This window comes from Xanthomonas sp. 3075, from assembly GCF_014197275.1.
In the GTDB taxonomy this organism is placed as follows: Bacteria; Pseudomonadota; Gammaproteobacteria; order Xanthomonadales; family Xanthomonadaceae; genus Xanthomonas; species Xanthomonas campestris_B.
The window spans coordinates 141,259-156,250 of record NZ_JACIFI010000009.1 but is presented as its reverse complement, the minus strand read 5'-3'; the positions used below and the strand labels follow the sequence as shown (position 1 = coordinate 156,250).

Here is a 14,992-nt window from a genome sequence, read left to right as displayed (position 1 = left end):
CTAACCATTTGTTTACACATGCATGCCGTGCTGCAGGCACAAGGTGCGGGTCATTCAGTGGGATGTGCACATGGAAACCCATATCACCGTCATCGGCGCCGGCTTCTGCGGCACCGCGCTGGTCCGTGCGCTGGCACAGACGGCCGATGCGCAGGTGCGCATCACCCTGGTCGGGGTGGCCGAGACCTTCGGCAGTGGCATCGCCTATGGCGCCGCGCGACCGGAGCATTTGCTCAACGTGCGCGCCAAGGACCTCGGCATCGATGCACAGGCGCCGGGCGCCTTCGCCGATACCCTGCACCTGGGCGACAGCGGACGATTGGAATTCCTGCCGCGCCTCGCCTACGGCGATTACCTGCGTAGCGAGCTGGATGCGGCAGTCAGTGGTGCGCAGGCGTCGATCGTGCGGCTGTCGCAGGAAGCGGTGGCAGTGGAACGTGCGCGTAAAGGCTTCCGCGTGTTTCTGGCCAATGGCGATGCGTTCCATAGCGACCGGGTGGTGTTGGCGGTGGGCGCATTGCAACCGCAGGCGCTGGCCGGGATCGGCCCGCGCCTGAGCGTGCATCCGCGCTACATCGGTTGGCCATGGCAGGGCGATGCGCTGGCGCGGCTGTCGCCGGACGACGACGTGCTGATTGTCGGCACCGGGCTGACCATGGTGGACGTGGCATTGACGCTGCACGCGCGCGGCCATCGTGGACGGCTGCTGGCGATCTCGCGGCGCGGCCTGGCGCCGCAGGCGCATCTGCGCCAGCCCGGCGCGGCGCTGGAGTTGCCGCCGCATCTGCAGCGCGCGCTCAAGGATGCCGACCTGCGCGGTCTGCTGCGCGGCGTGCGTCAGCTCAGTGCGGTGGTCGACGACTGGCGGCGCGTGGTGGATGGCTTGCGCCCGCATCTGCAACCGCTATGGCAGCGGCTGGCGTTGCCACAGCGTGCGCGGTTCCTGCGCCACCTGCGGCCGTATTGGGAAGTGGCCCGGCATCGGGTCGCGCCGGGCGCGGCGGATCAACTGGCGCAGCTGCAGGCCTCGGGCCAATTGCAGGTGAGCGCGGCGCGCCTGCTACGTGCGCGCTGGGTGCCCGACGGCGTGGAAGCGGTGATCCGCCCGCGTGGCGCTGCCGATGCGCAGACAGGTCATTACGATGCGGTGATCCGCGCCACCGGCTTGGATACCGATATCGACCGCACCAGCGACCCGCTGATCGCGGGCATGCGCGACGCCGGCCTGTTGCGCGCCGACCCGCTGGGGCTGGGCGTGGACACCGATGCGCACCTGCGCGTGCGCGATGGCACCGGGCAGATCGTGCCGGGGTTGTTCTGCGTGGGCCCGCTGCTACGCGGACGTTACTGGGAAATCACCGCCGTGCCCGAGTTACGCGTGGCCACGCGTGCGTTGGCCGAGCGCTTGCTGTTGGGGGCGACGCCGGCGTTACAGCCGGAGCCGGAACAGCTGCCGCGCGAGGTCACTGCGCGTGTGTAGCGAGGTCTGCGTTCATTCCACCTTCTCGATGGATGGCTTGCGTTGACGCCTCCACGAGCGCGGGGTCTGGACCCGTTTCCCGGCGGAAAAAGGTGGCGCGCTGGCGCCGAATGAGGGGGCGCGCGCAACCTCGTGGCTTGGGTGATTCCTCTTTGAAAAAGTTGGTTCCGGTCGACGCGCGCCAGTTGCGGCGCGTCGGTCGGGCATCAGACGCATCGCTTGATGCTCGTATCGTCTGTCGTCCGTCAGCGACCGACTTCGGTTGTCATTGTCGGCGGCGATGGAGACGCCCGATCGCTCCACAAACACCTCTGCGCGCGCAGGCATAGCCCGCAGCTGGCAATCGTGCGCTGACTTCGCCAACCAGCGCAATCATGCAGCGTGATGCGTAGCGCAGCGCGCCGTTGCAGACAGGATTAGGTCATGTTGATCGCCCTGGACTGAGTACAGTCCAGGTCGTTTGATTCCCCCGTCCGCCTGGAGTTTGCCATGCCCCGTCTCGTTCCCGCCGCCTTGCTCGCCACGTTGTGTGCCTGCGCGTTGCCCGCCTGGGCCAGTGAATCGCTCAATACCCGTGCTGAGGTGCTCGCGGCCCTGGAGGCCGGTTACGACGTCAGTCTGACCACCGATCTTGGCAGCTGCACACCCGAAGAAGGCACGCCGGTCACGAAGACCCGTGGCGGCCGCCATATCGACGCGTACCGCATCACCGAGGACGGCACCGCCGCGTTCTCCGGTTCACACTTCACCGTGGCCAACGACGGCAAGCCGATCCAGCAGTTCATGCGCTATCAGCTGCGCCCGGATGGCACTGTGCGGTTCACCACCTACATGTACGACCTGCCGGGCCTGCAGCAACGCGGGCCGGTACTGGCCTACCAATGCACGATCAACCAGGGCATTCGCTTCCACGCCGATTGAGTGGCCTGCGCCGCGGCGACTGCGTAACCGGCGCCGGGCCGGGATCAGATCGGGCCGGCGATGCGGCACTAAAGTCCCCCCGCAGCGCCGGCGATTCACCCACAACGGTCGTGTAGCCTCACAATAGGCGGCCAGTTCCCAACCGATGTCGCCATGCGCAAGACCTATCAGCTCAACCTCGAAGGCAAGAACCGCGATCGTCTGCTGGAGTCCAGCAAGAACGACATCCGCAAGTACATCCGCCGCGAGCGCCGCAAGGACTTGCCGGAAGGCGCGGACTATTGGGACTTCGACATGCGCTTTGGCGTGGATGAAGCCAGTGCCGCGCCGCTGCCGCCGGCCGAGTTGATCCGTTCGATCAATGCGCTCACCGCCGAAGGCGGCGACCAGTTCTTCGTGGAAATCCTGCGCAAGCCCGGCAAGCGCACCCCACGTGCGGATGGCGACAGCGCCCCGGGCGGCGAGCTGGATTTCGAGCAGGACTGAGGTTTCGCCGCACCGTCCACCCCGGTGTGACGACGCAGCGTTGCGTGTAAGTCCCGGCCGTCAGGCGGGCTTGCCTGCCTGTGTCGCGGCTGCCGCGCGTAGCTTGTCCTTCTTGCTCGGCCGCTTGCCCTTGATGCCGCCGTTGTCGTCCGGTGCGTGCGTACCGGTGTTCGGGGGCTCCGTCGCAGGCGTATCTGTCGCCAGGGTCGGCTCGAAACCGGCAACCACGCTGGTCGGCACGCGCAGGCCCTGGCGTTTTTCGATCAGGCGCCATTGCGGCTGGCTCTCCGCAATGATGAAGCTGATCGCAAGGCCGCTGGCGCCTGCGCGTGCGGTGCGGCCGATGCGGTGGGTATAGTCCACCGTCGAACGCGGCAGATCGTAATTGATCACTGCCGGCAGCGCGTCGATATCGATGCCGCGCCCGGCTAGATCGGTAGCCACCAGCACCTGCACGTCGCGCTGCTTGAAGGCAGACAAGGTGCGCTCGCGGCGACCCTGGCTCAATTCGCCATGCAGCGGCTGCGCGTTGACGCCGGTCTTGGTGAGTTTTTCGGCGATCTTCTCTGCGGTGTGTCGGCTGGCGACGAACACCAGCAGTTGCGGCCAACCGTATTCCAGCAACAGATGGCGCAGCAGCTGCGTGCGCTGGCCGGTATCGACAGCGATGGCGCGTTGTTCGATCGCAGGCGCTTGTTCCGGCGTGGCGGCAACGGTGATGCGTAGCGGGTCGCGCAGGCGGCGTTTGGCCAGCACGGCGATGGCGGCCGGAAACGTGGCCGAGAACAGCACGCTTTGCCGTTGCGCCGGCAGCGAGGCCAGGATGCGATCGAGCTCGGCGCCGAAGCCCAGTTCCAGCAGGCGGTCGGCTTCGTCCAGCACCAAGGTGGCCACCTCGCCCAAGCGCAGCGCGTTGTGATCGACCAGATCCAGCAGCCGTCCGGGCGTGGCCACCACGATGTCGGCGCCACCGCGTAGCGCCAGCAGCTGCGGGTTGATCGAACTGCCGCCGGTGGCCGCGACGATCTTGAGCCGACGCGGCAGATGGGCGGCCAGCTGGCGCAGCGTGGCCTCGACCTGCGCAGCGAGTTCGCGTGTCGGCACCAGCACCAGCGCACCGAGCACGCGCGGAGCGGTGTCGGGTGCAAGGCAGCGCTGCTGCAGCAACGGCAGCGCATAGGCCAGGGTCTTGCCCGAGCCGGTCTGCGCCATCGCAATCAGGTCGCGGCCCTGCAGCATCGGCCCGATGGCTTGCTGCTGGATCGGGGTGGGCCTGTGGTGACCGGCGTGGGTCAGCGCTGCGGTGAAGGCCGGCAGCAGCTGTGGCGACAGGTCGAGGTGGTCGAACGACATGGGGGAATCTCTGGACACGTGCGTCATTGTGGGCGATTGGTGCAGCGGCTGCGACGTGCCGATGCGGCAGCGGCGCCGATGGTTTGTCGCGGTGTCGTCAGTACCGCCATTTGCGTACCGCCCGTGGCCCCAGCCTTTCTTCCAGCAATGCTTGAGCTGTCGCGTCGTCGTCGTGAATCTCGCCCAGGCACAGCAGCATCAGCGCATCCAGATAGCCGGCGACCGTATCGAACAGGCGCGTCAGCATCGCGCCATCGTCGTGGTCGAAGTAATACACCGCCCCGTTGTGGCGATGAAAACACCACAGGTTGCCATTGCCCAGGTAATCGCCGAATACGACCAGCGAGGGGAGCAAGGCGTGTTCGTCAGCGCTCGCCTCGATCTCGTCCACGCTCGGATACGCCTGCTGCAGCGGTTCGATGCTGGGTGCGGCGTCGCCTGGCGCGCACAGCGTCTCGGCCAGCGCCAGGCTGCCGACTTCGCAGTGATAGCGCGCAAGCAGCGGCGGCAGCGCGCAGCCAAGGCGCGCCTCGCACGCGTGCACGGCCTGCGGGCTGGCGGGTTGCGCCGCAGCGTCGTCGCCGAGGAGTGCGGCATACGCGGTGCAGACCTGCCGGTACCACTGCAGGCGTGCATCGTCGTCGACAAGGTCCGGCCATGCCAGCGGCGGGCAGTCGGCTGGACGCCACTCGGCGTCGGTCGCAGCTGTGTTCATCGGGCCTCCGTGAGGGAATGGAATGCGCCGCCGCGCATGCGGTGGTGTCGGCGCAGGGAAATGCGGGTTGCGTCTGGCTGAGCGAGGACCGGGCATGCCAGCGGAGACGCTGCTGCTCAGGCCTGCGTGGTGGCCTGGCCAGCGGTATCGCGGATCGCCACGCCCATGACCTTGATCCGTCCGCCATACGGCAACGCCGCCGCCTGGTAGATGGTGCGTGCCGGACGACGTCCCTGCGCAAACAGCGCGATGTAGAGCGCATTGACCTCGGGCAGATCGGCCAGGTCGATGAAGGCGATATCGATGAAGGTCAGGTCCTCGCGTGCGAAGCCGGCCGCAGCCAGGGCTGCAAACAGGTTGTCGAAGGCACGCGCGGCTTCCTGCCTTGCGCTGCCGGGCACATGGCGGCCGGCGCTGTCGATGGAGAGCTGGCCGCTGAGGTAGCAGATGTCGTTGACGACGACGGCATGGCTGATCGGCGAATCCCACACGGGAAGGCCATCGCCCTGGGTGACAAATGTCCGCATCGCGGCGCCTGATATCCGGCGCCTGAGTCTAGCGCGGAGCGCGCGCGACCTGGCGCCAGGCCGCGCTGCCACGGCGCGGCAGGACCCATGGCATGAAGGTGGATCCGGCCGATGCGGCCGCAACGATGTCGCGCATGACGGCGCGGCAGGTGTTGGCGCAAGGACCGACGTGCGGCGGCAGCGGTTACACGGCCAACGCCAGATCGTCGAGCAGCGCGCGCAGGAAGCGTGCGGCTTCGCCACCGGTGGCGGCGCGGTGATCGAAGGTCAGCGACAGCGGCATGATCTTGTGGGTTTCCACCCCGCCCATCACCGGGGTGAGCTGGTAGCGCGCGCGGCCGGCGGCGACGATGGCCACGCACGGCGGCACCACCACAGGCGTGGCGTAGCGGCCGGCGAACATGCCGAAGTTGGACAGCGAGATGGTGTAGCCGCTCAGTTCCGACGCGGCGATGCTGCGGGTTTCCACCTGCTGGCGCAGGCGGTTGACGCTTTCGCGGATACCGTGCGCATCGAGCATGTCGGCATTGCGCAACGCCGGCACGAACAGGCCTTCTTCGGTATCTACCGCGATGCCGATATCGACCTGGTTGTGCAGCGTGCGGCTGAGTGCGTCGCCATCGAACCAGGCATTGAGTGCCGGCACCGCCTGGCAGGCGCGCACGATGCCGCGTACCAGCCGCACGGTGACGTCGTTGCCGGGCTGCCAGGCGTGGATATCGGCATCGTCGTTGAGCGTGGTTGGCACCACCTTGCTGTGCGCGTCGGCCATGACCCGTGCCATGTTGCGACGCACGCCTTTGAGCTGTTCGGGCTGGCCCTTGGCGACCACGCCTGGCGGCTGGGTGCGCATGGGTTTGCCGCTGCTGGAGAGCGTGGAGCGCGCCTGGCCCTCATCCGCCCTGCGGGCACCTTCTCCCGCAGGCGGGAGAAGGGACGCGGTTCCCGGGCGATCTCTGCCGCCTGTCGCGACACTATCGCCTCTCCCGCCTGCGGGAGAGGTCGGTGCGCCCTGCGCACCGGGTGAGGGCCGCGCTGTGCCAGCGGCGGCGGCCTGCTTCACATCGGCCATGGTGACCGTGCCGTCGGGGCCGGTGGCGTGCACCTGGGTCAGATCCACGCGCAGCTTGCGCGCCAGCGCACGCACTGCCGGCATGGCGCGCACGCCGCCGACGGCGATCGCCTGCTCGCTCTGCACCGCGTTGGAGCTCTGCATCGCGCCGACCACGGTGCCGGCGTCGTCGCGCTCGCCATTGCCGTCGTTGCCACTCTCGGCGTCGGCAATCTCGCCACCGTTATCGGAGGCGACCACGCGCATCGTCGGGCCGGCGGCGTTGTCGCCGGTGCTGGGTGTGTGCGTAGGACCATGTGCGTGGCCGGTGTCCTGGCCATCGGCGCGCTGCGGCTGCGAGGCGTCCAGCGCGAACTGCGCCAGCATCGCGCCGGTCACGATCACATCGCCGGCTGCGCCGGCCAGCTTGACCACGGTGCCGGAAAACGGCGAAGGCACCTCGACCACCGCCTTGGCGGTTTCCATCGACACCAGCGGGTCGTCCAGGCGCACGTTGTCGCCCTCCTTGACGAACCACTCGACGATGGTGGCATCGGGCAGGCCTTCGCCCAGGTCGGGCAGGTGGAAATTCTTGGCTTCGCTCATGGCAGATTCTCTTGCGCCGCAGCTAGCTGCGGCATGGTGTCGTCGAGGAGTTCCAGATCGGAAGCCGGTAGCCAGCCCTGCATGCCATCGGCACGCTCGGACCACCACCAACCGCCGTGTTCGTAATGCAGCAACACGTCCTCGCCCTGGCGGGCATCGAGTTCGCGTGCGTCGTAATCGCGCAGGGCTTCGGCCAGGCCGTCGCCGAGCGGGCGCAGCCAGGCCAGCGGCGCCCAGCCGGCACGGCCGTCGTCGGTGGTGACCCAGGCAAACGCAGGCCATTCTTCATCGCGCACGCCCACGCTCACCTGCCGGCCCGCCTCGAAGCGGACCGGGTTGGCGTAGGCGGCGCGATGTTCGCAAAGCAGACGGGCGCGCATGTCAGCCGGCGGCCACCGCGCGACGGGCAGCGGTGACGATGCGTTCCACGCTCGGCAGGTACTTCATCTCCAGCCGGAACAGCGGGATATGGGTGTCGTAACCGGTGACGCGTTCGACCGGCGCGAGCAGGTCGTACATGGATTTTTCGGCAAGCTGCGCGGCGATTTCCGCACCGAAGCCGGCGGTGCGCGGGGCTTCCTGCACGATCACGCAGCGGCCGGTCTTGGCCACCGATTCGGCGATGGTGTCGAAGTCCAGCGGGCGCAGCGTGGCCACGTCGATGACTTCGGCACTGATGCCTTCGCCGGCGAGTTTGTCGGCCGCTTCCAGCGCTTCCTTGACCTGCGCGCCCCAGGTGACCAGGGTGACGTCGGTACCGTCGCGCAGCACGAAGCACACGTCCAGCGGCAGCGCTTCGCCATCGTTGACGACCACTTCCTTGTACTGGCGATAGATGCGCTTGGGTTCCATGTAGATCACCGGATCCGGGTCGCGGATCGCGGCCAGCAACAGGCCATACGCGCGCTGCGGCGAGGACGGCAGCACCACGCGCAGACCGGGCACGTTGGTGAAGATGGCTTCGTTGGCTTCGCTGTGATGTTCTGGCGCGCGGATGCCGCCGCCCCACGGCACGCGTAACACCATCGGGCAATGCAGCCGGCCGCGGGTACGGTTGCGCAGGCGGGCGGCATGGCAGATCAGGTGATCGACCATGGGATAGACGAAGCCGTCGAACTGCGCTTCGGCCACCGGCTTCATGCCTTGCGCGGCCAGGCCGACGCTCAGGCCGGCGATGGTGGTTTCGTCCAGCGGGGTGTCGAGCACGCGTTCGCTGCCGAAGCGCTGCTGCAGGCCGGCGGTGGCGCGGAACACGCCGCCGTTGACGCCGACATCCTCGCCCAGCACCAGCACCGCAGGGTCGTGTTCCAACTCCCAGGCCAGCGCCTGGGTGATGGCTTCGATCAGGGTGATGGGTGAACGCATGGCGATCTCTCCGCGCGTGGCTGCGGCGTTGTAGGGGGCGCTGGCCAGCTGCGTGGCAGCGCTGTGTGACTGATTGAGCTCATCCATGACGGGTCTCCAGCGCCATCACCTCGGCGCGCTGCGCCAGCAACTCCGCCGGCGGGTCGCCGTAGAGATAATCGAACATCGCTTCGATCGGCTGCACCGGCGTGTTGAGGTAGGCGTTGACCTCTTCGTCCACGCGCGCGCCGCACTCGGCTTTCCATGCCTTCTCCTGCGCCTCGTCCCACAGGCCTTGCGCGGTGAGATAGCGGCGCAGGCGCAGCAGCGGTTCGCGCGCCCAGCCTTGCTTGACCTCTTCTTCGCCGCGATAGCGCCGCGCATCGTCGGCGGTGGTGTGGTCGGACAGGCGATAGGTCAAAAACTCGATCACCGTGCCGCCGTCGCCGGCCAATGCGCGCGCGCGCGCCTGGCGCATCGCTTCGAGCACGGCGATGAGATCGTTGCCGTCCACCTGCAGACAATGCAGGCCGCCGGCCAGGCCCTTTTGCGCCAGCGTCTGCGCGCCGGTCTGCGCCGAGCGCGGTACCGAGATCGCCCAGCCGTTGTTGATCACGCACAGGATCAGCGGCAGCTTGTAGGCGCCGGCCGAATTGAGCGCGGCGTAGAAGTCGGTCTTGGAGCTGCCGCCATCGCCGCAGCAGGCCACTGCGACCTGTTGCTTGCCCTGCAGCTTGAACGACAGCGCCGAACCGGCGGCATGCAAACACTGGGTGGAGATCGGCACGCAGATCGGGAAGTCGATGGCCGCGTCGGCATCGCGCGGATAGTCGCTGCCGCGCTCGTCGCCGCCCCAGTACAGCAACACGTCGCGCGGGCGCACGCCGCGCTCGAACATGGTGCCGTATTCGCGGTAGCTGGGCGCGAACACATCGCCACTGCGCATCGAGGCACCGATGCCGACGTGGGTGGCTTCGTGGCCGATGCAGGCCGCGTAGGTGCCCAGCTTGCCGGTGCGCTGCAAGGCGACCGACTTGCTGTCGAAGGTGCGCACGAACAGCATGCGCTTGAACAGCGCGAGCAGCTGTTGCGGGTTGGCGGCGTCGGCCGGCAGGTCGTCGCGGACGATCTGGCCGTCCGCGTCCATGTATTGCAGGTATTGGATCTCGAACTGCGCGGCTACGCTCATTGCGGCGACACCTTCATCAAGAAGTTTCAAATGATATGAGTTGTGATGTTAAGGACAGCCAAGCAAAAAGCTGTCCTGCACCGCAGCACACAATGATGCTGGCTTGCACAAAAAAAAGGGCGCGGACTAGGCCGCGCCCTTTGTCGCAGTACAGAATTGCGACGTGCTGCACTGCGATTAGCGGCGGCCATCACCTCCACCGATCGGGGTGACGATCAGCGCCGAATCGTTTGCCGGGTTCGCGTCCGGCGATGCCGATGTGGCGCTGGCCTGCACGCGGATGGCACCGTCGGCCGGGATCGGCTTGGCTGCCACGTTCAACTGGAAGGCCAGCTGCGCGCCCGGCAGCACCACGGCCGCACTGCTGCACACGAAGCGGGCACTACGCAGCGATTGCACCTGCTTGTCGCAGCGCCAGCCCTGCGGCGGCACCAGCTGCGACAGCGCAGACACCGTATTGCCTTCGATCACCAGGCCGGGACGCTGCGCCGGCGCGGCACCGACGTTGTCCAGCAGCACGCGGTAGCTGGCACTGAACGCTGTGGTCGGCAGGCTGGCCGGGCCATCGAACCGCACCGCCAGGTCGCTACGCGGCTGCGGCCGTGCCTGCACCACGACGGCGGCGGTGTCGGTGTTGTTGTCCGGCTGCGGGTCGGGCGATTGCGAGGCGACCGAGGCGGCCAGGGTGAGGGTGCGTCCTGCCAGGTCCGGGCCGGCATCCAGTTGCACTGCAAAGCTCTGCACAGATCCAGCCGCAAGCAGGGGGATATTGCAGGTGAACGTGGTCTGCGTGGCGTTGGTCTGGTTCTGGCAGACCCAGCCCGTCGGGGCAGTGAGACGCGCCCGTGCCGGCAGGTCGAACACCAATGCCAGCGCAGTGAACGGTGCACGAGCCGGCCCACGGTTCTCTACATCCACGGTGTAGTCGATGCGATCGCCTTCGCTGACCTGGTCGCGTGCGGCAGTGACTGCCACGCGCAAGTCCGCGTTCACCTGCCTGGTCATGCGCAATAGCACCACGGTGGGATCGTGATCGGACAAGCGCGTGGGCGTGTTGGCATCGTTGCGCGCGGTGCCGGGGAAATCGGCATTGATGCGGGCATGGCCCACCGACAACGAGGCGATCTGCGGCGAGCGCATCAGCGCCTCGTTGGCGAGGATGTGATCCAGCGATTGCACGTTGCCGTCGAAGGCATACGAATAGCTCTGGTCGGGCGTGTTGAACCAGGTCAGATCGGTGTAATCCGGGTTGACCAGATCCACGCCATCGCCGCTCACCACGGTCTGCGCATCCGGCGCCGGCTTGCCGGTGACCGTGCCCATCGCGTCCACATAGCCGTCGTTGAATTCGAAAGCGTTGAAGTCGCCCATCACCAGCACTTTTTCGTCAGGGTTCACTTGCTGACGCGTCTGCAGCAGACGCGCCAGATACGCGGCCTGCGCCTGACGTTTGGCGCGGATGCGGGTGCCGGATGCGTCGTCGGTTTCGGCACCGTTGAGCGAGCGCTGATGCACCACGATGGCGGTCAGCGGCAGCACGCGGCCATCGGCCTGATGCACGTTGGCAGTGAGCACCAACGGTGGGCGGTCGTTGAGCAGGCTGACACCGCCGGCCGGTTCGGTCCACGTGGTGGTCTTGCCTTCCTGCGCGATGGAAAGCACTTCCACGCGTGGCACGCCGGCGGCAACGTCGGCGGTCTTGACCAGGAAACCGACATCGATGCCGCCGACGTCGTTGCCTTCCTGCAGATACGCCACGTATTGCGGATTGGGCTGCCCGCCGGCCACCGCATCGGCGTTGACGCGCGCGGCCAGGGTCTGCAGCACGCTGAGGTTTTCCACTTCCACCGTGCCCAGGATGTCGGGCAGATGCAGATAGCGGCGGATCGCCAGCGAGGCCTTGTTGAGGCGGGCCTGGAACGCGGCCGGGGTGAGCACCGGTTCGCCGATCGCCGGGTCGTTCTGGTCGTCGAAGAAGCGCTCCATGTTGTAGGTCGCCACGGCCACGTCGTCGGCCTGCGGCATCGGCGCCGGGCGTGGTTGGTCGGCACCGTTGCAGTTCACCTGCGGGGTGCGTTCCGGGTACAGCGTGTAGCGGCGGAAGCTGTAGTCCAGCGGGCCGACCACATTGAGCACCTGGCAGCCGGAGGCCAGATCCAGCCGCTCGGCGCCCACGCCGGCACTGCCGACCGCGATCACTTCCGGGTTGGTATTCCAGCGCGGCACGCCCGCCGGCGAGCCGGCCGGCAGCGGGTCGGGCAGTTGCACGCCCGGTTCGCGGAAGGCGCGCGGCACCCCGGTGACCACGGCATGGAACACGCCATTGCTGGTGGCCGTGGCATTGGTCTCGTTGACGCTGCCACCGGTGGGCGCATTGACGGTGAGGCTGGGCGCGGTCACGCGCATGCCTTCCAGCGCTTCGAGCTGGTCATAAGCGCCGTTGGGGTTGGGGAAGTCCGGACGCAACAGCACCGGCGCAGGAAGCGGGTTGCCGGTGGAATCCAGCAGCACGGTCAGGGTGCCGCCGATCTCGGTCAATGGCGGCTGGGTCGGGTCGGCGGTGGGCACGTATTCGATCACCGTGCCTTGCACGCGCACCCGGTTGCCGATGGCGGCGGTGTCCGGCGGTGCGCTGCCGGTATAGACGTAGACGCCCTCGGAGGTGGCCGGGTCGCCGTCGGCTTCGGTATCCGGAGCCTGCAGGAAGAACCCGGCGCTGCGGCGTGCGGTCACGATGCCGGAGGTGGCCACCACCTGGCCATCCAGCGGCGAGCGTGCGGCCTTGCCCTGGATGTTGTGGATCGGCAGCAGGTTGAAGTCGTCGTTGAGGATGGTGCCGGTGGCACTGAGCGTGGCCGGCAGCGCGCCGGTGAGGCCGCTGATCTGCAGGCTGAAACGCTCGTCCGGCTCGGAGACGGTGTCGCCCAGCACATCCACCGCGATGGTGGCCGTGCGCTCGCCTGCGGCAATACGCACGCTGGTGGCGGGCAGGGCGATGTAGTCGCTGCCGGCGGTGGCGGTGCCATCGCGCGTGGCGGCGGTGAAGCTCACCCCGCCCGCACCGGCCGGCTGGCTCAGGCTCAGCGTGAACACGACGCTGCGGCTGCCGCTGTTGCCTTCGGCCTGGCTGACATCGGCCAGCGTGGCGATCGGTTGGCCGCCGCCGCTGCACAGCCGCGCGCCGCTGGCGCTATTGCGCGGTGCCGGCGCGCCGGTGGCGAAATCGGCTGCGTTGTTGTCGGTGTCGGTGCAGCCATCGCCTGCGCGCAGTACCGCCAGCGTATTGCTGGGCGCCGGTGTGGGCGCATTGCCTTCGGCGCAGCTGGCGGTGCTGCCATAGCCGACCAGATCGGCATTGCCGGTGGGGCAGATGCCGCTCAACGCGGAGGCGCTGTTGCTCAGCGCCACCTTGCCGGCGGTGCCGCTCATGGCAAGGGTGCCGGTGGCGTCGGGAGTGGGCAGCGCAACGCTGCCGCCGCTGCCATCGGCCTGCTTGACCAGGTAATAGCCGCCGGCCGGCACATCGCCCGCCAGCGGGGTGACCTGCCAGCTGCTGCCGGCGGCCGAGGCGTACTGCACCGACCAGCCGTCCAGGCTGACCGTGGTGCTGCCGACGTTGTGCAGCTCGATGAAATCGCTGCGGAGGGTGGCGCCGCTATTGCCGCCACCGCCGTAGACCTGGCTGATGACGACCTGGGCATTGGCGTGGCCGGCAACTGCCAGCGCACAGAGAAATACGGCTGCACGACGCTGCAACACATGCATGAGATGAGGGTCCCCTGATCCTTGAGACGTGAAACGCTCCCCTGGTCCGGCCACGTCCCTGGCCGGCAGCGCCGTTCGATTCTGCATGAATTTGCAGACCTAGGTTGACGATACGGTGACAGCGGCGCAGCGACTGCGGCGGCTGCGCTCGAAAGCGGCGGGATGCTCCAGGAGGAAAGGACCGGTCGCGCACGCCAGGGCGTTGCCGGTCGCTGGAGTAACCAGGCCATCTGTAAACCGAACGCTGCAGTAGCGGCACGATGCAGCGGCATGCACGCTGCGCGGCGCTGCAACGATCAGGTAATCCCGTCCGGCGTCAGTCCCAGCCAGGCAGGTCTGCACGGCGGTGTGGGACGGCAACCGAAGCGTAGGAAGCGTATTTCGGAGACCCAGCCTCCAGCATCGCTCTCAGCCGCCAGCCCGTTGATGTCCAATCCCCGCCTCCCGAACCGCGAATCCCAAATCCCAAATCCCAAATCCCGATTCCCCATTCCCCATTCCCCATTCCCCATTCCCCATTCCCGGCTGCCAAGCCGTCGCCAGCGCGCTACCCTGGCCGGCCCCATCGCCAGCGCTACGCCATGCCCGTCGACAAGAACCTGCGTGACTTGGAACCCGGCATCCACACCGATCTGGAAGGGCGGTTGACCTACGGCGGCTATCTGCGTCTGGACCAACTGCTGTCCGCGCAGCAGCCGCTCTCAGAGCCGGCGCATCACGACGAGATGCTGTTCATCATCCAGCACCAGACCTCCGAGCTGTGGCTGAAGCTGCTGGCGCACGAGCTGCGTGCGGCGATGGTGCATCTGCAGAACGATCAGGTCTGGCAGTGCCGCAAGGTGCTGGCGCGCAGCAAGCAGGTGCTGCGCCAGCTCACCGAGCAATGGTCGGTGCTGGAGACGCTGACCCCCAGCGAGTACATGGGGTTTCGCGATGTGCTTGGCCCCTCGTCGGGGTTCCAGTCGCTGCAATACCGCTACATCGAGTTTTTGCTGGGCAACAAGAATCCGCAGATGCTGCAGGTGTTCGCCTACGACCCGCAAGGACAGGCGCGGCTGCGCGAGGTGCTGGAAGCGCCCAGCCTGTACGAGGAATTCCTGCGCTATCTGGCGCGCTTCGGGCATGCGATTCCGCAGCAGTACCAAGCACGCGATTGGACGGCCGCGCATGTGGCCGACGACAGCTTGCGTCCGGTATTCGAGCGCATCTACGAAAACACCGACCGCTACTGGCGCGAATACGCCTTGTGCGAGGACCTGGTGGATGTGGAAACCCAATTCCAGCTGTGGCGCTTCCGCCACATGCGCACCGTGATGCGGGTGATCGGCTTCAAGCGCGGCACCGGCGGTTCCAGCGGCGTGGGGTTTTTGCAGCAGGCGCTGGCGCTGACGTTCTTTCCCGAGCTGTTCGACGTACGGACCTCGGTCGGCGTGGAACACCGCGAGCCGGTGGATGGACGCAGCGAGGCGACGAAGCGCTGAGGGATACAGCAGAAGCTGGTAAGGCATGAAGCCGAAGGGAGCAGAAGCCGGAACTGCCACCTGGTTCCCTGCGG

12 protein-coding genes are annotated in these 14,992 nt (G+C 67.4%); 4 read left to right on the top strand and 8 right to left on the bottom strand.

Annotation, left to right across the window (positions count from 1 at the left end; all coding sequences use genetic code 11):
- Window positions 1-70: 70 nt before the first annotated feature.
- The 3 genes from GGR62_RS10710 (at window position 71) to GGR62_RS10700 (ending at window position 2,887) form a co-directional block, all read left to right on the top strand.
- Window positions 71-1,480, top strand: a complete 1,410-nt coding sequence (locus GGR62_RS10710) for an FAD/NAD(P)-binding protein (protein WP_184407882.1) — start codon at window positions 71-73, stop codon at window positions 1,478-1,480.
- A gap of 489 nt (window positions 1,481-1,969) precedes the next feature.
- On the top strand, window positions 1,970-2,401 hold the full coding sequence (locus tag GGR62_RS10705; protein ID WP_184407881.1) for a VirK family protein: 432 nt from the start codon (window positions 1,970-1,972) through the stop codon (window positions 2,399-2,401).
- Window positions 2,402-2,554: 153 nt separating this feature from the next.
- Window positions 2,555-2,887: a DUF6172 family protein gene (locus tag GGR62_RS10700; RefSeq protein ID WP_184407880.1), complete on the top strand. Its 333-nt coding sequence runs from the start codon at window positions 2,555-2,557 to the stop codon at window positions 2,885-2,887.
- Between the two features lie 60 nt (window positions 2,888-2,947).
- Here the strand turns inward: GGR62_RS10700 and GGR62_RS10695 are convergent, their stop codons facing one another.
- The 8 genes from GGR62_RS10695 to GGR62_RS10660 form a co-directional block, all read right to left on the bottom strand.
- Window positions 2,948-4,240 carry a DEAD/DEAH box helicase gene (locus GGR62_RS10695; RefSeq protein WP_184407879.1) on the bottom strand — a complete coding sequence of 431 codons (1,293 nt, stop codon included), beginning with the start codon at window positions 4,238-4,240 and terminating at the stop codon, window positions 2,948-2,950.
- Window positions 4,241-4,337: 97 nt separating this feature from the next.
- A complete protein-coding gene (locus tag GGR62_RS10690; RefSeq protein WP_184407878.1) occupies window positions 4,338-4,955 on the bottom strand; it encodes an SMI1/KNR4 family protein in 618 nt (205 codons plus the stop codon).
- 116 nt (window positions 4,956-5,071) lie between these two features.
- The gene (locus GGR62_RS10685) at window positions 5,072-5,482 is read right to left on the bottom strand and encodes a RidA family protein (protein ID WP_184407877.1); all 411 of its coding nucleotides are present in this window, start codon (window positions 5,480-5,482) and stop codon (window positions 5,072-5,074) included.
- Window positions 5,483-5,666: 184 nt separating this feature from the next.
- A complete protein-coding gene (locus tag GGR62_RS10680) occupies window positions 5,667-7,139 on the bottom strand; it encodes a dihydrolipoamide acetyltransferase family protein (protein WP_184407876.1) in 1,473 nt (490 codons plus the stop codon).
- On the bottom strand, window positions 7,136-7,519 hold the full coding sequence (locus GGR62_RS10675; protein ID WP_184407875.1) for an SH3 domain-containing protein: 384 nt from the start codon (window positions 7,517-7,519) through the stop codon (window positions 7,136-7,138). The genes GGR62_RS10680 and GGR62_RS10675 overlap by 4 nt, the downstream gene beginning before the upstream one ends.
- A gap of 1 nt (window position 7,520) precedes the next feature.
- Window positions 7,521-8,591, bottom strand: coding sequence for an alpha-ketoacid dehydrogenase subunit beta (locus tag GGR62_RS10670; protein WP_184407874.1), 1,071 nt, complete (start codon window positions 8,589-8,591; stop codon window positions 7,521-7,523).
- Complete coding sequence (pdhA, locus tag GGR62_RS10665) at window positions 8,584-9,672, bottom strand: pyruvate dehydrogenase (acetyl-transferring) E1 component subunit alpha (RefSeq protein WP_184407873.1); 1,089 nt, start codon at window positions 9,670-9,672, stop codon at window positions 8,584-8,586. Before pdhA ends, GGR62_RS10670 begins: the two co-directional genes overlap by 8 nt.
- Before the next feature lie 177 nt (window positions 9,673-9,849).
- Window positions 9,850-13,437, bottom strand: a complete 3,588-nt coding sequence (locus GGR62_RS10660) for a lamin tail domain-containing protein (protein WP_184407872.1) — start codon at window positions 13,435-13,437, stop codon at window positions 9,850-9,852.
- A gap of 581 nt (window positions 13,438-14,018) precedes the next feature.
- Here GGR62_RS10660 and GGR62_RS10655 point away from each other — a divergent pair.
- Complete coding sequence (locus GGR62_RS10655; RefSeq protein WP_184407871.1) at window positions 14,019-14,918, top strand: tryptophan 2,3-dioxygenase family protein; 900 nt, start codon at window positions 14,019-14,021, stop codon at window positions 14,916-14,918.
- The last annotated feature ends 74 nt before the right edge of the window (window positions 14,919-14,992 follow it).

Bases quoted from the DNA above. Each gene is read 5' to 3' on its own strand.
- GGR62_RS10710 (WP_184407882.1), top strand. From the start codon at position 71: ATGGAAACCCATATCACCGTCATCGGCGCCGGCTTCTGCGGCACCGCG.
- GGR62_RS10705 (WP_184407881.1), top strand. From the start codon at position 1,970: ATGCCCCGTCTCGTTCCCGCCGCCTTGCTCGCCACGTTGTGTGCCTGC.
- GGR62_RS10700 (WP_184407880.1), top strand. From the start codon at position 2,555: ATGCGCAAGACCTATCAGCTCAACCTCGAAGGCAAGAACCGCGATCGT.
- GGR62_RS10695 (WP_184407879.1), bottom strand. From the start codon at position 4,240: ATGTCGTTCGACCACCTCGACCTGTCGCCACAGCTGCTGCCGGCCTTC.
- GGR62_RS10690 (WP_184407878.1), bottom strand. From the start codon at position 4,955: ATGAACACAGCTGCGACCGACGCCGAGTGGCGTCCAGCCGACTGCCCG.
- GGR62_RS10685 (WP_184407877.1), bottom strand. From the start codon at position 5,482: ATGCGGACATTTGTCACCCAGGGCGATGGCCTTCCCGTGTGGGATTCG.
- GGR62_RS10680 (WP_184407876.1), bottom strand. From the start codon at position 7,139: ATGAGCGAAGCCAAGAATTTCCACCTGCCCGACCTGGGCGAAGGCCTG.
- GGR62_RS10675 (WP_184407875.1), bottom strand. From the start codon at position 7,519: ATGCGCGCCCGTCTGCTTTGCGAACATCGCGCCGCCTACGCCAACCCG.
- GGR62_RS10670 (WP_184407874.1), bottom strand. From the start codon at position 8,591: ATGGATGAGCTCAATCAGTCACACAGCGCTGCCACGCAGCTGGCCAGC.
- pdhA (WP_184407873.1), bottom strand. From the start codon at position 9,672: ATGAGCGTAGCCGCGCAGTTCGAGATCCAATACCTGCAATACATGGAC.
- GGR62_RS10660 (WP_184407872.1), bottom strand. From the start codon at position 13,437: ATGCATGTGTTGCAGCGTCGTGCAGCCGTATTTCTCTGTGCGCTGGCA.
- GGR62_RS10655 (WP_184407871.1), top strand. From the start codon at position 14,019: ATGCCCGTCGACAAGAACCTGCGTGACTTGGAACCCGGCATCCACACC.